Raw genomic sequence first — 22,186 nt, forward strand, 5'->3', positions numbered from 1 at the left:
CGCGCTCCCACGATCGCCGGTGGTCGGCATCTCCGGGGGCCGGAGGGCGGTGCGTCGTGGCGGCGCCGGTGGACGTCGAGCTGGTGACGGCCGCGCGCCGGGGCGACCGGGGCGCGCTCGCCGCGCTGCTCGCCGCGCACCTGTCGCTCGTGTACCGCGTGGTCGGACGCGCGCTCGCCGGGCACCCGGACGTCGACGACGTGACACAGGAGGTCATGCTGCGGGTGGTCGAGCGGCTGCCCGCGCTTCGCGACCCGGAACGCTTCCGGGCCTGGCTGGTCACCATCGCCATCCGTCAGGTCCGGGAACACGCCCGCCGGCGGGCCGCGTCCCGGCAGGTGCCGCTGGATCCGTCCGCGGAGCCGCCGGACCCGGCCGCGGACGTGGCCGGCGCGGTGCTGGCCGGGGTGGGCCGGGACGCGGAGCGGCGGGACGTGCACTGCGCCGTCGAGTGGCTCGACCCCGACGACCGCGAGGTGCTCGCCCTGTGGTGGCGGGAGCTGAACGGCGAGCTCAACCGCGCCGACCTGGCCGCGGCGCTGGCGGTCGGCCCGGCCCACGCGGCGGTCCGGATCCAGCGGATGCGCGCCCGCCTGGCGCAGGCGTACACCGTGCTGGGCGCGTGGCGGGCCACGCCGCGCTGCCCGGAGTTGGCCCTCGCCGCGCGGGGCTGGGACGGTGCGCTCGCCCCGCTCTGGCGCAAGCGGCTGGGCCGGCACGTGCTTGCCTGCCCGCGCTGCCTCGCGGCCGGCGGACATCGGGCCGGGCCGGAGCAGGCGCGGCCGGTGCCTGCCGGGCCGGCGGCCCCGGCCGGGCGGCGCGCCGCGGTCGGGGCCCGGCCGGCCGGGACCGGTGCCGGCCCGACCGCCTTCTGGGAAATCCGCGGAAACCCGTTGTCGCGGTCGCGGTGGGCCCGTCTGTGTGCTGACGGGTCGCCGGGCAGCACCCGTTCCGGGCACCGCTCCCCGCCGCGAGGGCCGCCGCCAGCGATGGCGGTGCCGGTGGGGGCGACCACACCGCATCCGCACCGAACCCGGGAGAACCGTGAGACATCTCGTCCGACGACAGACGGCGGCCGTGCTGGCCGTCCTCGTCACCACCGCCATCGCCGCCGTGGGCGTCGTCACCGCCCGCCCGTCCCAGGCCGCCGCGGGCTGCCAGGTCGACTACCGGGTCACCGCGCAGTGGCCCGGCGGCTTCAGCGCGGCCATCACCATCCGTAACCTCGGTGACACGCTCACCGGCTGGCGTCTCGGCTGGACGTTCCCGGCCGGGCAGACCGTCGCGCAGTCGTGGGGCTTCACCGCCACGTCGTCCGGCGCGGCCGTGGTCGCCACGAACGTCGACTGGAACGCGACCATCGCCGCCGGCGCGAGCGTCGACGTCGGCTTCAACGGCGTGTCCAGCGGCACCACCAACCCGAGCCCGACCGCGTTCACGCTCAACGGCGTGGCCTGCGGCGACTCGTCCACCCCCACACCGACATCCACCCCGACCTCCGGGCCGACCACGCCGCCGCCGACCACGCCGCCGCCGACCACTGCGCCGCCGACCACCCCGCCGCCCACCACCCCGCCGGCCGGCAGGCCGACCGTGGCCGCGGACGGCAGCGGCAGCTACCGCACCGTGCAGGAGGCGGTGGACGCGGTGCCGGCCAACAACACCACCCGGCGGGTCATCACCATCAAGCCCGGCACCTACCGGCAGGTGGTGCGCGTGCCGTCGAACAAGCCGAACATCACCTTCCAGGGCCTCGGCTCGTCCCCGTCGAACACGGTGCTCGTGTTCAACAACTCCGCGGGCAGCAACGGCACCTTCGCCAGCGCCAGCGTGTTCGTCGACGGCGCGAACTTCGTCGCGGAGAACCTGACCATCGCCAACGACTACGTCGAGAACAACACGACAGTCGACCAGCAGGCCGTCGCGCTGCACCTCAACGCCGACCGGGCCGTGCTGCGCAACGTCCGGCTCCTCGGTGACCAGGACACCTTCCTGGTCAACGTGCGCACCCGCGCCTACGTGGTCGACTCCTACATTGAGGGCACCGTCGACTTCATCTTCGGCGACGGCACCGTCGTCATCCACGCCTCCACCATCCACGAGAAGCGTTCCACCGGCGCCCCCATCACCGCCGCCCGGACCGACCCCGCCAAGCCCTACGGATTCCTGATCTACCGGTCCACCATCACCGGCACCGGCAGCAACAACACCACGCTCGGCCGCCCCTGGGGCCAGGGCGCCCAGGTGCTCTACCGCGAGTCCACGCTCAGCAACACCGTCAAGACCAGCCAGCCATGGACCGACATGAGCGGCAACACCTGGCAGAACGCCCGCTTCTCCGAATACCGCAACACCGGCCCCGGCGCGACCGTCAACGGCAACCGCCCCCAGATGAGCGACGCCCAGGCCGCCAACTACACCCCGCAGAGGTACCTGGCCGGCACCGACGGCTGGAACCCGATGTGACCGTCGCCTGAGGTCGGCGGCCGGGACGGCGGGCGGGTCAGCTCCCCGCCGTCCCGGCCGATCGTCCGTCACCGGCAAACCGGCCCGCCGACGGCGCCGGATGCGCGAGGCTGAGGCCGAGGCGTACGGGGGTGTCGGGTGCCGACCAAGCAGATCATCCAGCACATCGGGGCGCTGCTGGACCTGGCCGGGGTGCTTGTCATCGGGGTCGGTGTCGTGGTCGCCACGGTGGTGTACGCGGTGCGCTGCGGCCGGACCCGGCAGGTGGTGGCGCACTACCGGGCGTACCGGCAGGGGGTGGGGCGGGCCATCCTGCTCGGCCTGGAGTTCCTGGTCGGCGGCGACATCATCCGCACCGTCGCGGTGTCGCCCACCTTCACCAGCGTCGGCGTGCTGGCGCTGATCGTGGCGGTCCGGACGTTCCTCAGCTTCTCGCTGGAGGTCGAGTTGGACGGTCGCTGGCCCTGGCAGGGCAAGCCCCCGGTGGGCAGCGCCCCGGGCGCGGGCCGGACGTGACATTGCTCGCTGGCGGGCACAACTGCGCAGGTGAGAGGTTTGATCCCGGCTCACCGGGTCACTGATACCGGGAGTGACGACCGAGAGGGGACACCGGTGCCCGACACGATCCGGACCAGGTCCAGTCAGGACGCCGCGCTGCCGTACGGCGTCACCGACCCACTGCTGTGGCGGGCCGCGTACGACGTGGCCGCGAACCACCGGCCCGACGCCCAGGGCCGGTGCTCCAGCCTGCTCTGCGCCGGCCGGCCGGCGCCCTGCGAGCCGCTGGACTCGGCCCGGCGGGCGATGCGACTGGCCGGGGACACCGGCCGCCGCGCCGGCCGCGACGAGTCGACCGGCCGTGCGGCCGGGGAACGGCGGCGGGCCGCCTGAACGGCCGGCCCGTCGGGCGGTCTGAACCATGTGCCTCCCGGTCCCGTGTTTATGATCGACAACCTGACCGGAATGCGGGACCTGAGGAGGGTTCGTGACCGTCGACGCCCGTGCCTTCTGGCTCCGCGCCCCCGGCGAGGGCGAGCTCCGGCCGGTCCGGCTCGCCCCGCCCGGCCCCGGCGAGGTGCTGGTCCGCACCCGGTTCTCCGCGGTCAGCCGGGGCACCGAGACACTCGTCTTCACCGGCCGGGTCCCCGCCGACCAGCACGCCACCATGCGCGCACCCTTCCAGGAGGGCGACTTCCCGGCGCCGGTGAAGTACGGCTACCTCAGCGTCGGCACGGTCGAGGCCGGCGCCGAACGGCTGCTCGGCCGTACCGTCTTCTGCCTGTACCCGCACCAGAGCGCGTACGTGGTCCCGGCCGACGCCGTGGTGGTCGTGCCGGACGGCGTGCCGGCGGAGCGCGCCGTGCTGGCCGGCACCGTGGAGACGGCGGTGAACGCGCTCTGGGACGCCGCGCCGCTGGTCGGCGACCGGGTCACCGTGATCGGCGGCGGGATGGTCGGCCTCAGCGTGACCGCCCTGCTGGCCCGCTTCCCCGGCGTGCGGGTCGAGCTCGTCGACGCCGACCCGGCCCGGGCCGCGGTGGCCGCGGCGCTCGGCGTCGACTTCGCCTCGCCCGCCGACGCGACCGGCGACCGTGACCTGGTGGTGCACGCCAGCGCCAGCGCCGCCGGCCTGCAACGCGGGCTGGAACTGCTCCGCCCGGAGGGCACCGTGCTGGAGCTGAGCTGGTACGGCGACCGCCCGGTCACCCTCGCGCTCGGCGGCGCGTTCCACTCCCGGCGGCTCGGCATCCGCAGCAGCCAGGTCGGCACCGTGTCGCCCCGGCGCGCCGACCGAAGCTACGCCGACCGGCTCGCCCTCGCCCTGGACCTGCTGGCCGACCCGGCGTTCGACGCGCTGCTCACCGGCCGGTCCCGCTTCACCGACCTGCCCGACGTGCTGGACCGGCTCGCCTCGGGCGAGCTGCCGGCGCTCTGCCATCTCATCACCTACGGCGAGGAGTGATCGTGTTCAGCGTGACCGTCCGGGACCACATGATGGTGGCCCACAGTTTCCGCGGCGAGGTCTTCGGCCCGGCCCAGAAGCTGCACGGCGCCACCTTCGTCGTCGACGCCACGTTCCGCCGGCCGGAGTTGGACGCCGACGGGGTCGTGGTCGACATCGGGCTGGCCACCGAGCAGCTCAAGGCGGTGCTCGGCGAGCTGACCTACCGAAACCTGGACGACGAGCCGGCCTTCGCCGGGGTGAACACCACCACCGAGGTGCTGGCCCGCACCGTCGCCGACCGGCTCGCCGACGCGACGCACGCCGGCCGGCTGGGGGAGGGGGCGCGGGGCCTGGCCGGGATCACCGTCACCCTGCACGAGTCGCACGTCGCGTGGGCGAGCTACGAGCGGTCGCTGTGACCGGATGACCGCCGTCCACGTGGTGCTGCCGGGCGACATCGACGACCCGGCGAACCCCAGCGGCGGCAACGCGTACGACCGGCACGTCTGCCGGGGGCTGGCCGCGCTCGGCTGGACGGTGCGCGAGCACCAGGTGCCGGGCGGCTGGCCGCACCCGGGCGAGCCGGAACGGGCCGCGCTGGCCGGGCTGCTCGGCGCGTTGCCCGACGGCGCGACGGTCCTGCTCGACGGCCTGGTCGCCTCGACCGTGCCGGACGTGCTCGCCCCGCACGCCGCCCGGCTGCGCCTGGCGGTGCTCGTGCACCTGCCGATCGAGGACGAGGCCGAGCGGCGGGCTCTCGCGGCGGCGACCGCGGTGGTCACCACGAGCGAGTGGACCCGCCGCCGGCTGCTGGCGCGCTATCCGCTCGCCCCCGACCGGGTGAGTGTCGCCCCGCCCGGGGTCGACCCGGCGCCGCTCGCCTCCGGCACGCCCGGCGGCGGCCGGTTGCTCTGCGTCGCGGCGGTCACCCCGATCAAGGGGCACGACCTGCTGGCCGCCGCGCTCGCCGAGATCGCCGACCTGGACTGGACCTGCGACTGGATCGGCCCGCTCGACCGGGACCCGGCGTTCGTGCACCGGCTGCGCCGGCGGCTCACCGCCACCGGACTGACCGGCCGGGTCCGGTTGGCCGGCCCGCGCGCCGGAGCGGACCTGGCCGACGCGTACGCCGCCGCCGATCTGCTGGTCCTGCCGTCCCGGCGGGAGACCTACGGCATGGTGGTGACCGAGGCCCTGGCCCGGGGCGTACCGGTGCTGGCAAGCGAGACCGGCGGCCTGCCGGCCACCCTCGGGCGCGCCCCCGGCGGCGACCGGCCCGGCCTGCTGGTGCCGCCGGACGACGCGGGCGCCGCCGCCGGCGCGCTGCGCCGTTGGCTCACCGACCCCGGCCTGCGGGACCGGCTGCGTCGCGCGGCCCGGCAGCGGCGGGACACCCTCACCGGCTGGCCGGTCACCGTGGACCGGCTGGCGACGGCGCTGAAGGAGGCGACCGCATGACCACCTCGCTCCCACCCGACTTCGCGGACTGGTTGCGGCTGCGTGAGCCGGCCGACGCCGACGCCCGTTCGGTCGAGCTGGTCGACGCGGTCCGCGACCGGCTGCCCGCCGACCGGCCGCTCGTCGTGCACGACCTGGGCAGCGGCACCGGTTCGATGGCCCGCTGGCTGGCTCCCCGGCTGCCCGGCCCGCAGCACTGGGTGCTGCACGAGCGCGACCGGGACCTGCTGGCGCTCGCCGGCGGCGGGCTCACCGCGGCCGACGGCGCCCCGGTCACGGTGACCACCCGGGGCTCGGACATCACCCGGCTGACCGCCGCCGACCTGGCCGACGCCCACCTGGTGACCGCGTCGGCGCTGCTGGACATGCTCACCGCCGACGAGGTCGACCGGATGGTGACGGCCTGCGCCGGCCACCCGACCCTGTTCGCGCTCAGCGTGTCCGGCCGGGCCGAGTTCACCCCGGCCGACCCGCTCGACGCCGACCTGGCCGACGCGTTCAACGCCCACCAGCGGCGCACCGTCGACGGGCGGGTCCTGCTCGGGCCGGACGCGGTGGACGCCACCGTGGCCGCGTTCGGCCGCCACGGCGTCGGGGTGGCGGTGCGGTCCACCCCGTGGCGGCTCGGCCCGGAGCGGGCCGCGCTGACCGCCGAGTGGCTGTCCGGCTGGGTCGACGCGGCCGTCGAGGAACGCCCGCATCTGGCCGGCCCCGCCGCGACGTATAGGAAGTGGCGGCTCGCCGAGGCCGCCGCCGGCCGGGTCGAGGTGGTGCTGCACCATGCCGACCTGCTCGCCGGGTGAACCGTACGGCCCGCCGACACGTGACATCCGGTGGGAACGAGGGAGGACCGTTTGTCACATGTCGCCATCGCCGCGCCCGTACCGGCCCGGCTCCGCCGGCTCCGGGCGCGACCGGCCTGGATGCGCACCGCCCGGGTACGCGGGGCCTGGGTCCGTCCGGCCGCCGGGCTGGCCGTGCTCGTCGCGCTCGTCGGGTACGTGGGCACCGGCCCGTTCCTGGCCGGGCTGCGGCTGATCGACGCCCCGGCGCTCGCCGCCGCGCTCGCCATCGGTGTGGTCACCACCGTGTGCTGCGCCTGGCGCTGGTCGCTGGTCGCCGGCGGGCTGGGCGTACGGCTGCCGATGCGGGCCGCCGTCGCGCACTGCTACCGGGCGATCTTCCTCAACTCCACCCTGCCCGGCGGTGTGCTCGGCGACGTGCACCGGGCGGTGCGGCACGGCCGGGACGCCGGTGACGTGGCCCGGGGAGTGCGGGCCGTGGTGTGGGAGCGCACCGCGGGACAGGTGGTGCAGGTGGTCATCGCGGTGACCGTGCTTGCCGCGTTCCCGTCGCCGGTCCGCCCCTACCTGCCGGTGCTGGCGGTTGTCCTGGCGGTGGTCGCCGTGGCGCTGGTGCTGGCCGCCCGCGCGGTGCCCCGGTCGGGGGCGTCCCGGTCCGCCCGGGCGGCCCGTACCGCGCTCGCCGACGTCCGCTCCGGGCTGCTGGCCCGGCGTACCTGGGCCGGTGTGGTGATCGCCTCGACCGTGGTGTTCGCCGGTCACCTGGCGACCTTCCTGGTGGCGGCCCGCACCGCCGGCGTCGACGCGCCGCTGTCCCGCCTGCTGCCGCTGACCCTGCTCGCCCTGCTGGCCATGGCGGTGCCGCTGAACGTGGGCGGTTTCGGGCCGCGGGAGGGCGTGGCCGCCTGGGCGTTCGCCGCGGCCGGCCTGACCGCCGCGCAGGGCGTCGCCACCGGCACCGTCTACGGCGCGCTGGTCCTGGTGGCCAGCCTGCCCGGCGCCGTGGTGCTGCTGGCCCGTCGGCGGCCGACCCGGGAGCCCGGCAACTGTCGGTGATCCCGCATACGGTGAGGGTGCGAGGTGTGCGTCGTCGGGCCCGCCCGGCGACCGAACGGAGGAGAACCATGGACGAGCCCCTGCCCAGCGCGACGATCCGGACCCGGGTCACGGTCCCGCTACGGTTCCCCGACGGCTATGTGACCACCGCGCGGGTGCACACCTTCCACGGTCTGGTGGACGGCCGGGAGCATCTGGCGTTCGGGCTGGGTGAGCCCGGTGGGTCCGCCCCGCCGCTGGTCCGCCCGCACAGCGAGTGCCTCACCGGTGACGTGTTCGGCAGCCAGCGCTGCGACTGCGGCCCGCAGTTGCGCGAGGCGGTCGAGCGGATCGCCGAGGCCGGCGGCTACCTGCTCTACCTGCGCCAGGAGGGGCGGGGGATCGGCCTGTACGCCAAGCTCGACGCGTACGCCCTCCAGGACGACGGCCTCGACACGTACGAGGCGAACCTGGCCCTGGGCCGGGGCGCGGACGAGCGGGACTACACCGTGGCCGCGCAGATGCTCGCCGCGCTGGGTGTGGACCGGGTGGCCCTGCTCAGCAACAACCCGGACAAGGCCGACCAGATCGAGCGGCTGGGCATCACCGTGGCCGACCGGGTCGCCACCGGCGTGCACCTGTCCCCGGCCAACGCCGGCTATCTGGCCGCCAAGGTCACCCGCGCCGACCATGCCCTCGACCTGCCGTTCGTGCCGTGACCACCCGCCCGTACGTGCTGCTCAGCTGCGCAATGTCGATCGACGGTTACATCGACGACGCGACCACCGAGCGGTTGCTGCTGTCCAACGACGACGACCTGGACCGGGTCGACGCGACGCGGGCCGCGTGCGACGCGATCATGGTGGGCGCGGCCACGGTCCGCCGCGACGATCCCCGGCTGCTGGTGCGCAGCGAGCGGCGGCGGGCCGAGCGGGTGGCCCGGGGCCTGCCGCCGTCGCCGGTGAAGGTGACGGTCACCGGCAGCGGTGACCTCGACCCGGGGGCCCGGTTCTTCACCACCGGCGACGGGCTCAAGCTCGTCTACTGCCCGAGCGGGGTGGTGGAGAAGGCCCGGGAGCAGGTGGGTGCCGTGGCCACCGTGGTCGACGCCGGTGCGCCGGCCACCCCGGACGCGGTGGTCGCCGACCTGGCCGGGCGGGGGATCGGCAGGTTGATGGTCGAGGGCGGCGGCATGATGCACCGCCAGTTCCTCACCGCCGGCCTCGCCGACGAGCTGCACCTGGTGGTCGCGCCGTTCTTCGTGGGGGACGGCCGGGCGCCCAGGTTCGTCGGGGAGGGCCACTTCCCGTGGCACCCGGGCCGCCGTGCCCGGGTGATCGAGGTACGCCAGATCGGCGACGTGGTGCTCACCCGCTACGCCTTGTCCGACCGCTGCCCGGCCTGACCAAAGGCCGCCTCCGGTTCGCTCTTGTGCAAGCTCACGGTCGAAGTTAGTTTGTTGACCATCCATACGAACATTCCACCGTGCATCCCTCCCGAAGGGGGACCGATGAGCGAGCACCACCCCGATCCGGGCTCCTCCCGTCGCCGCTTCCTCGGCCTGGTCGGCCTCGGCGTGGCCGCCACCACCACCGGCCCGCTGCTCGCCGGCTGCTCCGAGAAACCCGCCGGCTCCGGCGGCGCCCAGCAGCTCGACGCCGTCTCCGGCCTGCTGCCGACGCACAAGGACCTGACCGGCGCCATCAAACCCGACATCGTCGGCACCCGCCCGGTGGCCGACGGCTACACCAGCTATCCGGCCACCCTCGTCGACGCGATCACCGACAAGCCCGGCACCAGCGGCAAGCAGGTCACCGCGATGACGCCCGCGTGGGGGCCGGCGCCGACCGGCATCGCGCAGAGCGCCTACCTCCAGGCCGTCAACGCCGAGCTGGGCACGCCCGTCAACTTCACCATCCAGGACGGCATCACCTACGCCGACAAGCTCAACGCGATGCTCAGCGCCCGGGACGTGCCGGAGCTGCTCTGCGTGCCGAACTGGGAGGTGGAGAAGATCCCGCGCTTCGCCGAGGCGATCAAGGCGCTCTTCGAGGATCTCACCGACCACCTCAAGGGCGACGCCGTGTCCGCGTACCCGATGCTGGCGAGCTTCCCGACCGGGGCCTGGCGCCAGGCGGTGTGGAACGAGCGACTGGTGTCCGTGCCCAATCCCACCGACTCGCCGTTCCCGTGGGCGCTGTTCGCCCGCAAGGATGTGCTCGACGCGCGCGGCCTGTCGATACCGACAAACCTCGACGACCTGCTCACCATCGCCAAGCAGGTCACCGACCCGGCCCGCAAGGTGTGGGCGTTCGACGACGTCTTCGCCATGATCCAGATGTTCCACCGGGTGCCCGGCGCCAACCAGGGATGGCGGCTGCGCTCCGACGGGACGCCGGAGTTCAAGTACGAGACCCCGGAGTTCCGCCAGGCGCTTGAGGTGATGGCCAAGATCTACAAGGACGGCCTGGTCCACCCGGACATCGTGGCCAGCCGGGGCGCCGACGCCAAGCAGTTGTTCGCCAAGAACGGCGCGATCGTGTTCAAGCAGGACGGCATGGGCATGTGGCAGGGCGCCCAGGCCGAGCACCAGAAGACCAACCCGAAGTTGAACATCCAGCCGGTGCCGATCTTCTCCGCCACCGGCGGCGACCCGCTGGTCTGGGGCGAGGACAAGCCGATCTCGTACACCTTCGTCAAGAAGGGCCTCGGCAAGGACCGGGTCCAAGAGCTGCTGCGGATCATCAACTGGTGCTCCGCGCCGCTCGGCAGCCAGGAGGCCCAGCTCCGCGACTACGGCGTCGAGGGCAAGCACCACACCACGTCGCCGAACGGGCCGGTGAAGACCGACCTGGCGTTCAAGGAGATCGCGAATCAATACTTCTTCATCAGCGGTCGCAACCCCACCATCGGGCCGTACCCGGAAACCCCCCGCTACGTGCCGGACGTGCTGAACTACTCCAACCAGATGGTCAAGTTCCTGGAGAAGAACCCCTGGGCCGGGGTCAAGCTGGAGATGCCGGCCGCCTTCAAGGCCAACCAGGTGCCCACCGAGGACAAGTTCACCGACGTCCTGCGCGGCCGGCGCCCGCTCAGCGACGCGGACGCCATCGTCGCGGAGTGGAAGTCGAACGGCGGGGAGGAAGCCCGCAAGCTGCTCGCCGACTCGCTGCCCAAGGCGGCCAAGTGAGCGAGCCGGCCGTCGTGGTCGGGCCCGAGCGGGCCCGACCCGACGAGCCGGCCCCACCGGTACGCGCGCCCCGCCGTCGTCGGGTGCCGCTGGGCACCCGGCTGCGGCGCGACTGGCAACTGCTGGCCATGGTGGCGCCCGGCTTCGGGATCCTGCTGGTCTTCAGCTACCTGCCGATCGCCGGCAACGTCATCGCGTTCCAGGACTACAACCCCTACCTCGGCGACAACCCCTGGCAGGCGTTCACGCACAGCAACTGGATCGGGTTCGGCCAGTTCCAGCTCCTCTTCGACGACCCGGCGTTCTGGGACGCGTTCCGCAACACGCTCGCCATCACCGCGTTCCAACTCGTGTTCTTCTTCCCGCTGCCGATCCTGCTCGCGGTCATGCTGCACAACCTGCTCTCCAGCCGGCTGCGCGGCTTCGTCCAGACCGTCGTCTACCTGCCGCACTTCTTCAGCTGGGTGCTTGTGGTCACCTTCTTCGTCGCCATGCTCGGCGGCGCCGGGCTGCTGGCGCAGACCATGCGCGAAGCCGGCATGCAGCCGTGGCACGTGATGACCAACCCGGACACGTTCATCGTCCTGGTCACCGCGGAGGCGGTGTGGAAGGACGTCGGCTGGGGCACCATCGTCTTCCTGGCCGCGCTGTCCACCATCGACCAGAACCTCTACGAGGCAGCCGCCGCGGACGGCGCTGGGCGGTGGCGGCGGCTGTGGCACATCACGCTGCCCGGCCTGCGTCCGGTGATCGTCCTGCTGCTCATCCTGCGCCTGGGCGACGCGCTCTCGGTCGGCTTCGAGCAGTTCCTGCTGCAACGCGACGCGGTCGGCCGGCAGGCCGCCGAGGTGCTCGACACCTTCGTCTACCACTTCTCCATCGCCACCGGAAACTACGGCTACGGCGCGGCGGCCGGGCTGTTCAAAGCCGTCATCGGCCTCGTGCTGATCCTGGCCGCCAACCGGGTGGCGCACATGCTCGGCGAGCGAGGGGTCTACTCGAAGTCATGACCGTGCTCACCCGCCGGCCGTCCGGCGCCCGCGCCCGCCGCCCGATCTGGGAGGAGCCCCCGACCCCGGTCGGTCAGGGGCTCAAGGCCCTCGTGCTCACGCTGCTGGTGCTCGGGGTGCTCTTCCCGCTCTGGGTGGTGCTGGTGACAAGCCTCTCCTCCCGGCAGACCATCGCCGACGCCGGCGGCCTGGTGATCGTGCCGAAGGGCATCGACACCTCGGCCTACCAGACCATCCTCGCCGGCGGCGCGGTCACCCGGGCACTGTGGGTCAGCACGCTCGTCACCGTCTGCGGCACCGCGATCGCGCTCACCGTCACCGTGCTGGCCGCGTACGGGCTGTCCCGGCCGGGGTCGCTCGGGCACCGCTGGCTGCTCGCCTACTTCCTCCTCCCGTTCCTGGTCTACCCCCCGCTGGTGCCCCGCTATCTGGTGGTCACCGGGCTGGGGCTCAAGGACACCATCTGGGCGCTGGTCCTCCCGCCGGCGATCAGCGTGTTCAACCTCGTCGTGGTGCGCGGCTTCTTCCAGGGCATCCCGCAGGAGTTGCTGGACAGCGCCCGCATCGACGGGGCCAGCGACTTCCGTACCCTGGCCCGGATCGTGCTGCCGCTGTCCCGCGCGGTCATCGCCGTGGTCGGCCTCTTCTACGCGGTCAGCTACTGGAACGTCTGGTTCGACGCGTTGCTGTTCATCGACCGCAACGACATGTACCCGATCCAGCGGGTGCTCCAGAGCTACCTGCTGGCCGGGCAGGCGCCGCACACCGCGGGCGGCACCACCGGGGTGAACATGCCGCCGACCGAGGCGGTCAAGATGGCGGTGGTGGTGCTGACCGTCGCGCCGATCGTCGCGGTCTACCCGTTCGTCCAGCGGCACTTCATCAAGGGCGTGCTGATCGGCGCGGTCAAGGGCTGAGCCGCCCGCGCACCGGGCGGTCGGCCTCCCGGGGGCCCGGCCGGTAGGTTGCACGCATGTTCGCGATCGCGCTCACCGACGACGCCGAGCTGCGGCCACTCCAGCCGTGGCACGCCGACGAGTTCCTCGCCAACCTGGACCGCTGCCGGGAGCACATCGCCCCCTGGGTCGGCGCGTCCTTCGTGGCCACCGACGCCGACTCGGCCCGCCGGGTGCTCCAGAACTACGCCGACCGCTGGGCCCGCGACGACGGCGGCATCTGGGGCATCTGGCAGCGCGGCACGCTCGTCGGGGGAGTGCTGCTGGTGTCGCTGAGCACCGCGCGCGGGGTCTGCGAGGCCGGCTGCTGGCTGGAGGCGGAGGCCGAGGGGCAGGGCCTGGTCACCCGCGCCGCCCGGGTGGTCATCGACTGGGCGGTCGTCGAGCGCGGCATCCACCGCGTCGAGTGGGTGACCCGGGCCGGCAACGAACGCAGCATCGCGGTCGCCCGGCGGCTCGGCATGCGCCGCGACGGCGTGCTCCGGGGTGCCGCGCCGACGCCTGAGGGCCGGGCCGACATGGAGGTCTGGTCGGTGCTGGCGCCGGAGTGGACGGCCTGAGGCGAATTCTTGTCACACCCGGACGTCAACATGTGTCCATGGCTGTTCCCGCACTGGCCGACCGGTCCCCGCAGCCGCGCGCCCTGCCGCTGCGCGAGGTCCGCACCCGGCTCACCCAGCTCGTCTCCCTGGCCGAGCTGACCGACACCGTCACCCTCGTCACCCGCGACGGCGACCCCCGCCCGATCGCCGCGATCGTGCCCGCCCCGGCCGCCCGCACCAGCGCCCAGGCCCGGGCCGACACCGATCGGGTCGCCGCGGTCAGCGCCGATCGGGTCGCCGCGGTCAGCGCCGGCTGGGCCCGTCGCCTGGAGGAGCTGCACCGGCAGTCCAGCCGGCGGCACGCCGCCGAGCTGCGGGCGCTCACCGACGCGCTCGCCGAGGCGTGGGCCGAGCTGGAGCGACGCGCGCCGGCCGGCGATCCGGCGCTCAACCGGCTCCGCGCCGCCCACGCCGACCTGCTGCGCCCCTGACCCGGCCGTCCCCGGCCGCTTTCGGCCGGAGACGGCGGACGCGGGGTCAGCTCCGGCCGCGCTCGGCGCGGTAGCGGCGGATCAGCTCGGCGGTGGAGGTGTCCACCTCGGCGAGGTCCGGGTCGGTCCCGGTGAGCTTCGGCGCGAGCTGGTTGGCCATCACCTTGCCCAACTCCACGCCCCACTGGTCGAACGCGTTGATGTCCCAGACCGCGGCCTCGGTGAACACGATGTGCTCGTAGAGCGCGATGAGCTGCCCCAGCGTCGCCGGGGTGAGCTTCGGCGCCAGGATCGAGGTGGTCGGGTGGTTGCCCGCCATCACCCGGTGCGGCACCACGTCGGCCGCGGTGCCCTCGGCCTCCACCTGCTCCCGGGTCCGCCCGAAGGCCAACGCGGCGGTCTGGGCGAAGAAGTTCGACATGAACAGGTCGTGCATGTCGCCCAGGTCGTGGTTGGGGTGGCTGAACGCGATGAAGTCCGCCGGGATCAGCCGGGTGCCCTGGTGGATGAGCTGATAGAAGGCGTGCTGACCGTTGGTGCCGGGCTCACCCCAGAAGATCTCCCCGGTCGGGCACGTCACGGGTGAGCCGTCGACCCGCGCCGACTTGCCGTTGCTCTCCATCGTCAACTGCTGGAGGTACGCCGGGAACCGGTGCAGATACTGCGCGTACGGCAGCACGGCGTGGGTCTCCGCGCCGAGGAAATCCGTGTACCAGACGTTGAGCAGGCCGAGCAGCGCCGGCACGTTGCGCTCGACCGGGCTGGCGCGGAAGTGCTCGTCGACGGCGTGGTAGCCGGCGAGCATCTCGCGGAACCGGTCCGGGCCGACCGCCAGCATCACCGACAGCCCGACCGCCGACGGCAGCGAGTAACGCCCGCCCACCCAGTCCCAGAAGCCGAACATGTTCTCCGGGTCGATGCCGAAGTCGCGGACCCGCTGCTCGTTGGTGCTGACCGCGACGAAGTGCCGGGCGACGGCGTCGTCGTCGGCGTCCAGCCCGGCGAGCAGCCAGCGCCGCGCCTGGTCGGCGTTGGCGAGCGTCTCCTGCGTGGAGAAGGTCTTCGAGACCACCACGAACAGGGTGCTCGCCGGGTCCAGGTCGGCGGTCTTGTCGTGGATGTCGGTCGGGTCGATGTTGGACACGAACCGGCAGCTGATCCCGGCGTCCCGGTATGCCTTCAACGCCTCGTACGCCATCACCGGGCCGAGGTCGGAACCGCCGATGCCGATGTTGACCACGGTGGTGATCCGCTCGCCGGTGTGACCGCGCCACGCGCCGGAGCGGACCCGCTCGGCGAAGGCCGACATCCGGTCCAGCACGGCGTGCACGTCGGCGACGACGTCCTGGCCGTCCACGGTGAGCGAGGCGTCCCGGGGCAGGCGCAGCGCGGTGTGCAGCACGGCCCGGTCCTCGGTGACGTTGATGTGCCGGCCGGCGAACATCGCCGCGATCTTCCCGGTCAGGCCGACCCGCTCGGCGAGCGCGACGAGCAGCGCGACCGTCTCGTCGGTGACCAGATTCTTGCTGTAGTCCACGTGCAGGTCGGCGACCTCGCCGGTGAGCCGTTCGCCCCGCTGCCCGTCGGCGGCGAAGAGCTCACGCAGGTGGGTGCCGCGCATCGCCTCGGCGTGCTTGCGCAGCGCCTGCCATTCGTCGGTGGTGGTGACGTCCACAGCCATCGGGTCGATCTTCTCCTTCACGACGGGCGGTCGGCGGGCATCCGCCCACGACCCCACAAGCCTGCCACCCGGCGCCGGCCGCCGCGACGCGACCCGCGTCGCGGCGGCCGGCACGACACGGGCTTCGGACACCCGTTCGACACGCCGACTACTGGCTGACAGTCCAAGATTGCCGACAGTAAGATCCTGCTGCTCGACCACTCGCGGGAGGTGCCATGGCCGGGGTCGCCCACCCTCGTCCCCCGTCCGACCCGGCTGATCCGGTCGATCCGTCCGACCCGGCTGATCCGGGCGAGCCGGTCGGCGGGTCGGCGCTGCCGGAACTCGTCGATCCGCACTGGATGCACCGGGCCACCGAGCTGGCCCACACCGGCTTCTGGTCGGTGGCGCGGCGGTTGCCCGCGCTGGTGCGCGAGGCGACCAGCCTGGCCTGGTCGACCAGCCGGCGGGACACGGCGGCGTCGCTCGGCCTCAACATCGCCGCCGGGGTGCTCACCACGCTCGGCCTGCTCGCCACCACCGGCGTACTCCAGCAGCTCTTCGCGGCCGGACCGACCCCGGCGCGGATCCGGGCGGCGCTGCCCGCCCTGGCGGTGGCCGCGGCGGCCGTGACCGGGCGCGGCGCGCTCACCGTCGCGGCCGGGTGGGCGCAGGCCCGACTCATCCCGCAGATCAACTTCGCGGTGGAGCGGCGGCTGTTCGAGACCACCTCCGAGGTCGAGCTGGCGGCCTTCGACGACGCCGGCTTCGCCGAGGAGATGGACCGCGCCCGCGACCGCGGGCTGGTCGAGGCCGGGGCCCTGGTCAACGACACGGTCAACCTGGTCACCGGCGTGGTGGGCGTGGTCGCCACCGCCACCGCGGTGACCATCATCCACCCGTTGCTGCTGCCCTGCCTGCTGGTCGCCGCCGCGCCGGAGGCGGTGACGGCGGTGCGGATGGCCCGCCGCCAGCACGTCGACTGGCTGGCCCGGATCACCCGACGCCGCCGCAAGTGGATGCTCGGCGACCTGATGGCCAACCGGCACACCGCGGCCGAGATCCGCGCCTACCAGATGCGCGACTTCCTGCTCTCGGAATACCGCCTGATGACGCGCCTGGAGACGCGGGCCGAGCTGCGCCTGGCCCGCGCGCAGACGATCACCCGGGGGATCGGGCTGTCCGTCACCGGGATCGCCACGTTCGGGCTCTACCTGGTGCTCGGCGCGCTGCTGACCGGCGGCGTGGTCGCCCTCGCCGCCGCGGCCACCGCGCTGCTCGCCCTACAGTCCGCGCGCGGCAACCTGCGCACCGCGATCTTCGCCACCAACTCGCTCTACGAGGACGCCCTCTACTACCAGGACTACCGCGACTTCCTCGACCGGGCCGGGCGGCGGATCCCGTCCGGCGGCGACCGGCCGGTCGACGGGTTCGACCGGATGGACCTCGACCGGGTCAGCCTGCGCTACCCGGACACCGACGGCGCCGCCGTCGACGAGGTCAGCCTCAGCTTCCGGCGCGGCGAGGTGGTCGCGCTCGTGGGCGAGAACGGCTCCGGCAAGACCACGCTCGCGAAGCTGATCGCCGGCCTCTACCGGCCCACCGGCGGCACGATCCGGTGGGACGGGGTGGACGCCGCCGAGCTGGACCCGCGCCAGATCGCCGCCCAGGTCGCGGTGATGAGCCAGGACTGGTGGAAGTTCCCGTTCACCGCCCGGCAGAACATCCGCGTCGGCCGCCACGACCGGGCCGGCCGGCCCGGCCCCAGCGTGGAGGCCGCCGCCCGGGACGCCGCCGCGCACGACATGATCAGCGAGCTGCCGTTCGGGTACGACACGTTGCTGGACCGGCAGTTCAAGGACGGCCAGGACCTGTCCGGCGGGCAGTGGCAGCGGCTGGTGGCCGCCCGCGGCCTCTACCGCGACGCCCGGCTGCTGATCTGCGACGAGCCCTCCGCGGCACTTGACGCGCGCGCCGAGCACGCCCTCTTCCAGCACCTGCGCCGGCACCCGGACCGCGCCGTCGTGCTGATCACCCACCGGCTGGCCAACGTGCGGCACGCCGACCGGATCTTCGTGCTCGACCACGGCCGGCTGGTGCAGTCCGGGGACCACGACACGCTGATGACCCAGGACGGTCCCTACCGGGAGCTGTTCGAGTTGCAGGCGGCCGGCTACCTGGCCGGCGCCGGAGAGCCGGCCGCCGACCGTTGACCTCCAGCGCACTCGAACCCCTACCGTGACCGGACCGGCCGCCGCCCGGTCAGCGCGGCGTCACCCCTGGAGTTCCCATGCGCTACCGCGTCCTCGGCGGCACCGGCATCGAGGTCAGCGTCCACTGTCTCGGCACCATGATGTTCGGCGCGGTCGGCAACCCCGACCACGACGACTGCGTGCGGATCACGCACGCGGCGCTTGATCGCGGCGTCAACATGGTGGACACCGCCGACATGTACTCGGCGGGGGAGTCCGAGGTGATCGTCGGCAAGGCGCTGCGCGGCCGGCGTGACGACGTGGTGCTCGCCACCAAGGTGCACTTCCCGATGGGCGAGGGCCCCAACCGGGGCGGCAACTCGCGGCGCTGGATCGTCCACGAGGTCGAGCAGAGCCTGCGCCGGCTGGGCACCGACTGGATCGACCTCTACCAGGTCCACCGGCCCGACCACACCACCGACGTCGAGGAGACGCTCGGCGTGCTCACCGACCTGGTTCGCGCCGGCAAGATCCGCGCCTTCGGCTGCTCGACCTATCCGGCCGACGAGATCGTGGAGGCGCAGCACGTCGCCGAGCGGCGGGCGCTCGGCCGGTTCCGCACCGAGCAGCCGCCGTACTCCATCCTGGCGCGCGGGATCGAGACGTCGGTGCTGCCGGTCTGCCACCGTTACCGGATGGGCGTGCTGGTCTGGAGCCCGCTGGCCTCCGGCTTCCTGTCCGGGCGCTACCGGCGCGACCGGCCGGTCGACCTCACCACCGGTCGACCGGCGCTCACCCCGGCCCGGTTCGACCCCGCGCTGCCGGGCAACGCCGCCAAGTACGCCGCCGTCGAGCAACTGGCGGCGCTCGCCGACGAGGTCGGCTGCACGCTGCCGGAACTGGCCGTGGCGTTCACCGCGGCGCACCCGGCGGTCACCTCCACCATCATCGGACCCCGCACCATGGACCAGCTCGACGCGCTGCTCGCCGGCGCGACGCTGACGCTCGACGACGCGGTGCTCGACCGGATCGACGAGATCGTGCCGCCCGGCACGAACCTCTACCAGCCCGACGGAGCGTGGGCCCCGCCGTCGCTCACCGATCCCGCCCTGCGCCGCCGTCCGCGGTCCGAACGCGCCGCCGCCTGACGGCGCTCGCGTGCGGGAAAACGGGCAACCGGCCGCACGGTGGCCTGCTCTCCGGCCGGGTCTCGTGCGAGGAAGCGCGGGCGGTGATCGTTTGGCCATGATCAACACCAGTTCGGTGAAGTGGGGGCATCGCCGGTGGTCGGATACCGCCACATCACCGAACTGGCGTCCGGCCTACCGACGTCTCCCGAGCACCGCGGGCATCAAGACGGCCAAACGGGTGCAAGCTGGGTCTGTTTACCGGTCAGATCTACGCCAATCCTGTTGGGCGGAACGAGGATCGTGGAGTGTGAGAGCGCGCCGAGCTGTCCGGGCACCGCGGAACCAACCGCCGCCGGTGCCGCCCGTTGCACTCGCCGCCTGTCGTGGAACCCGGTCGACGCCGGCCGGCTGAGCGCCCAGACTGTCCGGATGGAACACCGTGACCTGGTGCGGGTGAGCAAGCGGATGTCGCTGGCGCTGCGCCACCGCCCCGACCGGTTCGGGCTGACGCTCGACCGGGCCGGCTGGGCGCCGGTCGCCGACCTGCTCGCCGCGCTGCGGATCAGCCGCACCGACCTGGACGCCGTGGTCGCCGGCAACGACAAGCAGCGGTTCGCCGTCGAGCCCGGCCCGGACGGGATCGACCGGGTCCGCGCCAACCAGGGGCATTCCGTTCCGGTCGACCTCGGTCTGACCCCGGCCGTGCCGCCGAGCCGGCTCTTCCACGGCACCGGAGAGGCTGTGCTGACCGCCATCCGGGCACAGGGGCTGCGCCGGGGCCGTCGACACCACGTACACCTGTCGCCGGATGTGGCGACGGCCCGGCGGGTCGGCGCGCGGCGCGCGGGCGCGGTGGTGGTGTTGTCGGTCGACGCCGCCGCGATGGCCGAGCACGGCCACCTGTTCTACCGGTCCGCGAACGGGGTGTGGCTGACCGACACCGTCCCGCCGGCCTACCTGGCGGTCAGCACATCGTGATGGGGTGGGCTGCCTCGCCCCCGGTGCTTCCCGGTGCGGCCGGAGGACACCGGCGTGGCGAGTGTTTTGAGCGGCGCCGGGTTCGAGGGCATCCCGGCCGGGGCCGGCGTGGGTCGGGTCAGGCCGGGCGCTGGCCGGCCAGGAAGTCGGCGAGCACCCGGGTGTGTGTGGAGAACGCCAGCTCGACCGGCTCGGTGAGCACCACCCACTCGGTCGCCTCGTCGGTCGGCGCGGACGGCGGCAGGTCACCCACCGGCCGCTCGGGCAGCACACCGAAGAGCATCATCGTGCCGCCGGCTGGCGCGCCGTACACCGCGAACAGCCGCGCCTCGCCGGCCTCGGCCCGCAGCCCGGTCTCCTCGCGCAGCTCGCGGACCAGCGCCTCGGACCACTCCTCGCCGTACTCGACGAAACCGCCGGGCAGCGCCAGCTCACCCCGTGCCGGCTCGATGTCGCGGCGCACGGCCACCACGCCGAGCCCCGTGGGTGTGCGGACCGGCAGCACCGCCACCGCGACCGGCAGCGGGTTGCGCCACACCGTCTCCCCGCAGGCCGGGCAGACACGCGGCCACCCGGCGTCCGCCGGATAGGCCGCGCCGCAGAACGAGCAGTGCGAGTGCGCCGTCACGCCGCAGCACGTTACCCGCCCCGCCGGGCCAGCGTGGCGCGCGCCTCCATCAGGGCGAAGCCGAGCAGGTTCGCGCCCCGCCAGGTCGCCGGGTCGGTGGCGCGGGGGTCACCGGCGGCCAGGCCGATGCCCCAGACCCGGTCCGTCGGGCTCGCCTCCACCAGCACCCGCTCCCCGGTGCCGAGCAGGAACCGCCGCAACGGCTCGTGCTGGCCGAACTTGGCGACGCTGCCGGCCACCACGATCTCCCAGCGGCGAGCCGTCCAGACGGCCTCGTCGAAGCCGCGCACCTGGCGGCCGAACGCCTTGGCCCGGTGCGGATGCGTGGCGGCGAGCACCTCTTCGGCGATCGCGTGGTCGCCGAAGAGGGTGGCCTTGTGCCACATCATCCAGTGCTCGGCGGTGGCGAAGTGCCGACCGTCCACGGTGAACGCCGCCGGCCACCACTGGCTCAGGCAGCCGGCGCCGACGCCGCCGTCGCGCTGCGGCCGGTGCCCCCAGAAGTGCAGGAACGTGACCGGCGCGCCGGAGTCGAGCGCGACGGTCAGCTCGGCGACGGATCGAATCAGCACACCGGCATTCTGCCCACCCCCACCGACATCCCCGCCACGCCTGGCGGCGTGGTGTTAAGCGGGGCCCCTTCCTCTACCGAATGCGTTAAGAAGGGGCCCCGCCTTACACCTCAGCGCCGGTGTAGAAGGCGGTGACCCGCTCGGCGGCGGCGCGCGCCTCGTCGACCGGGGTGCCGGCGTCCACGCTGGCTGCCGTCCACCGGTCACTGGATTCCGTGACGAATCGGCGGCCCTCGTCGGAGCCCATCCACTCGGCCGCCGCGGCCGGGTCCACGCCGGTGCCGGCCGCGACGTGTGCGGCGCCGACGTGCGAGGCGAGGCCGAGGAGCGCGAGGTCCCAGCCGATGCCGACCGCGCCCGGACCGTACTCGGCCCACCGGTTGTCGTCGACGTGCGCGACGTGTTCCAGCTCGAACCGGGTGCGGTCGGGGCCGGCGTCGCTCAGGCGCACCTCGATCCAGCTGATCTCGCCGCCGAACTCCCAGGTGGCGGCGAAACCGTGCGGCGGGTCGCAGCGTTCGACCGTGCCCTCGGCGTTGCCCTCCAGCCGGTACCGGCCGCCGACGCTCAGGTCGCCGGAGACCGGCAGGAACCAGCGTGGGATCCGCGCCGGATCGGTGCAGGCGTCGAAGACGTCGGCCACTGGCGCGTCATACGTCTGACTGATGGTCAGCACCCGCGCCTGGCCGGCGGGGAGGGTACGGTCGCCGATCCGGCGTTCGACGGCGCTGATCTGCCCGGTCACGTCGATCATGGGTTGGTCTTCCTCTCGTCGGTGTCGTCCTCGCGCAGTCGCCGTTCGCGGCGGCCCCGGGCCAGCTCGGTGGCGAGCGCGGCCAGCGGCGGGGCCCAGAAGCGACGGAACCCGGCCAGCCAGGCGTCGATCTCGCGCAGCGGGCCGGGGTCGACCGCGTAGAGCCGGCGGGTGCCCTCGGCGCGCACGGTGGTGAAGCCGTGCTCGCGCAGCACCTTGAGGTGCTGGGAGACGGCCGGCTGACTGATGCCGAACTCGCGCCGCACGGTGTCGCCGAGCGCGCCGGCCGACTGCTCGCCGTCGGCGAGCAGCTCCAGGATCCGGCGGCGGACCGGATCGCCGAGGACGTCGAAAGCGTGCACGACCTGTTTCTATC

General features: G+C 73.6%; 24 protein-coding genes. 19 read left to right on the plus strand and 5 right to left on the minus strand.

The window, feature by feature from the left end:
• Window positions 1–56: 56 nt before the first annotated feature.
• From O7602_RS11875 to O7602_RS11950, 16 genes are all read left to right on the plus strand, one after another.
• Window positions 57–1,223, plus strand: a complete 1,167-nt coding sequence (locus tag O7602_RS11875) for a sigma-70 family RNA polymerase sigma factor (protein ID WP_281588749.1) — start codon at window positions 57–59, stop codon at window positions 1,221–1,223.
• Window positions 1,105–2,466, plus strand: a complete 1,362-nt coding sequence (locus O7602_RS11880; RefSeq protein ID WP_281590264.1) for a pectinesterase family protein — start codon at window positions 1,105–1,107, stop codon at window positions 2,464–2,466. Before O7602_RS11875 ends, O7602_RS11880 begins: the two co-directional genes overlap by 119 nt.
• Window positions 2,467–2,604: 138 nt before the next feature.
• Entirely contained in the window at window positions 2,605–2,982 is a 378-nt protein-coding gene (locus O7602_RS11885) for a DUF1622 domain-containing protein (RefSeq protein ID WP_281588750.1), read from the plus strand.
• A 96-nt stretch (window positions 2,983–3,078) separates the two neighbouring features.
• Window positions 3,079–3,357, plus strand: a complete 279-nt coding sequence (locus tag O7602_RS11890) for a hypothetical protein (protein WP_281588751.1) — start codon at window positions 3,079–3,081, stop codon at window positions 3,355–3,357.
• A 94-nt stretch (window positions 3,358–3,451) separates the two neighbouring features.
• Window positions 3,452–4,429, plus strand: coding sequence for a dehydrogenase (locus tag O7602_RS11895; RefSeq protein ID WP_281588752.1), 978 nt, complete (start codon window positions 3,452–3,454; stop codon window positions 4,427–4,429).
• A 2-nt stretch (window positions 4,430–4,431) separates the two neighbouring features.
• Window positions 4,432–4,830, plus strand: a complete 399-nt coding sequence (locus O7602_RS11900; protein WP_281588754.1) for a 6-carboxytetrahydropterin synthase — start codon at window positions 4,432–4,434, stop codon at window positions 4,828–4,830.
• Window positions 4,831–4,834: 4 nt separating this feature from the next.
• Window positions 4,835–5,869 (plus strand): glycosyltransferase family 4 protein, encoded by a 1,035-nt coding sequence (locus O7602_RS11905; protein WP_281588757.1) that lies wholly within the window; start codon window positions 4,835–4,837, stop codon window positions 5,867–5,869.
• Window positions 5,866–6,672, plus strand: coding sequence for an SAM-dependent methyltransferase (locus O7602_RS11910; RefSeq protein WP_281588759.1), 807 nt, complete (start codon window positions 5,866–5,868; stop codon window positions 6,670–6,672). Before O7602_RS11905 ends, O7602_RS11910 begins: the two co-directional genes overlap by 4 nt.
• Before the next feature lie 120 nt (window positions 6,673–6,792).
• Window positions 6,793–7,728 carry a lysylphosphatidylglycerol synthase domain-containing protein gene (locus O7602_RS11915; protein ID WP_281590266.1) on the plus strand — a complete coding sequence of 312 codons (936 nt, stop codon included), beginning with the start codon at window positions 6,793–6,795 and terminating at the stop codon, window positions 7,726–7,728.
• Between the two features lie 68 nt (window positions 7,729–7,796).
• Window positions 7,797–8,426 (plus strand): GTP cyclohydrolase II, encoded by a 630-nt coding sequence (ribA, locus tag O7602_RS11920; protein WP_281588761.1) that lies wholly within the window; start codon window positions 7,797–7,799, stop codon window positions 8,424–8,426.
• Entirely contained in the window at window positions 8,423–9,112 is a 690-nt protein-coding gene (locus tag O7602_RS11925) for a dihydrofolate reductase family protein (protein WP_281588762.1), read from the plus strand. Before ribA ends, O7602_RS11925 begins: the two co-directional genes overlap by 4 nt.
• A 105-nt stretch (window positions 9,113–9,217) precedes the next feature.
• Entirely contained in the window at window positions 9,218–10,897 is a 1,680-nt protein-coding gene (locus O7602_RS11930) for an extracellular solute-binding protein (RefSeq protein ID WP_281588765.1), read from the plus strand.
• Window positions 10,894–11,907: an ABC transporter permease subunit gene (locus O7602_RS11935; protein ID WP_281588767.1), complete on the plus strand. Its 1,014-nt coding sequence runs from the start codon at window positions 10,894–10,896 to the stop codon at window positions 11,905–11,907. The genes O7602_RS11930 and O7602_RS11935 overlap by 4 nt, the downstream gene beginning before the upstream one ends.
• Window positions 11,904–12,824 (plus strand): carbohydrate ABC transporter permease, encoded by a 921-nt coding sequence (locus O7602_RS11940; RefSeq protein ID WP_281588769.1) that lies wholly within the window; start codon window positions 11,904–11,906, stop codon window positions 12,822–12,824. The genes O7602_RS11935 and O7602_RS11940 overlap by 4 nt, the downstream gene beginning before the upstream one ends.
• 56 nt (window positions 12,825–12,880) lie before the next feature.
• Window positions 12,881–13,423 carry a GNAT family protein gene (locus O7602_RS11945; protein WP_281588771.1) on the plus strand — a complete coding sequence of 181 codons (543 nt, stop codon included), beginning with the start codon at window positions 12,881–12,883 and terminating at the stop codon, window positions 13,421–13,423.
• 38 nt (window positions 13,424–13,461) lie between these two features.
• On the plus strand, window positions 13,462–13,896 hold the full coding sequence (locus O7602_RS11950; protein WP_281588773.1) for a type II toxin-antitoxin system Phd/YefM family antitoxin: 435 nt from the start codon (window positions 13,462–13,464) through the stop codon (window positions 13,894–13,896).
• Between the two features lie 46 nt (window positions 13,897–13,942).
• On the opposite strand, the gene pgi is transcribed toward O7602_RS11950, so the two are convergent.
• On the minus strand, window positions 13,943–15,577 hold the full coding sequence (gene pgi, locus O7602_RS11955) for a glucose-6-phosphate isomerase (protein WP_281588775.1): 1,635 nt from the start codon (window positions 15,575–15,577) through the stop codon (window positions 13,943–13,945).
• 215 nt (window positions 15,578–15,792) lie between these two features.
• On the opposite strand from pgi, the gene O7602_RS11960 reads away from it, so the two are divergent.
• From O7602_RS11960 to O7602_RS11970, 3 genes are all read left to right on the plus strand, one after another.
• Entirely contained in the window at window positions 15,793–17,769 is a 1,977-nt protein-coding gene (locus O7602_RS11960; RefSeq protein ID WP_281588777.1) for an ABC transporter ATP-binding protein, read from the plus strand.
• A gap of 77 nt (window positions 17,770–17,846) precedes the next feature.
• On the plus strand, window positions 17,847–18,896 hold the full coding sequence (locus tag O7602_RS11965) for an aldo/keto reductase (protein ID WP_281588779.1): 1,050 nt from the start codon (window positions 17,847–17,849) through the stop codon (window positions 18,894–18,896).
• A gap of 411 nt (window positions 18,897–19,307) precedes the next feature.
• Window positions 19,308–19,856, plus strand: coding sequence for an RNA 2'-phosphotransferase (locus tag O7602_RS11970; RefSeq protein ID WP_281588781.1), 549 nt, complete (start codon window positions 19,308–19,310; stop codon window positions 19,854–19,856).
• Window positions 19,857–19,974: 118 nt separating this feature from the next.
• On the opposite strand, the gene O7602_RS11975 is transcribed toward O7602_RS11970, so the two are convergent.
• The 4 genes from O7602_RS11975 to O7602_RS11990 form a co-directional block, all read right to left on the minus strand.
• Window positions 19,975–20,484: an NUDIX domain-containing protein gene (locus O7602_RS11975; protein WP_281588783.1), complete on the minus strand. Its 510-nt coding sequence runs from the start codon at window positions 20,482–20,484 to the stop codon at window positions 19,975–19,977.
• Between the two features lie 11 nt (window positions 20,485–20,495).
• Window positions 20,496–21,056, minus strand: a complete 561-nt coding sequence (locus O7602_RS11980) for an NADAR family protein (RefSeq protein ID WP_281588785.1) — start codon at window positions 21,054–21,056, stop codon at window positions 20,496–20,498.
• Between the two features lie 103 nt (window positions 21,057–21,159).
• Window positions 21,160–21,810 (minus strand): SRPBCC family protein, encoded by a 651-nt coding sequence (locus tag O7602_RS11985; RefSeq protein ID WP_281588786.1) that lies wholly within the window; start codon window positions 21,808–21,810, stop codon window positions 21,160–21,162.
• Window positions 21,807–22,172 carry a metalloregulator ArsR/SmtB family transcription factor gene (locus tag O7602_RS11990; RefSeq protein ID WP_281588788.1) on the minus strand — a complete coding sequence of 122 codons (366 nt, stop codon included), beginning with the start codon at window positions 22,170–22,172 and terminating at the stop codon, window positions 21,807–21,809. Before O7602_RS11990 ends, O7602_RS11985 begins: the two co-directional genes overlap by 4 nt.
• Window positions 22,173–22,186: the final 14 nt, after the last annotated feature.

This window comes from Micromonospora sp. WMMD1128, from assembly GCF_027497235.1.
Taxonomy (GTDB): Bacteria; Actinomycetota; Actinomycetes; order Mycobacteriales; family Micromonosporaceae; genus Micromonospora.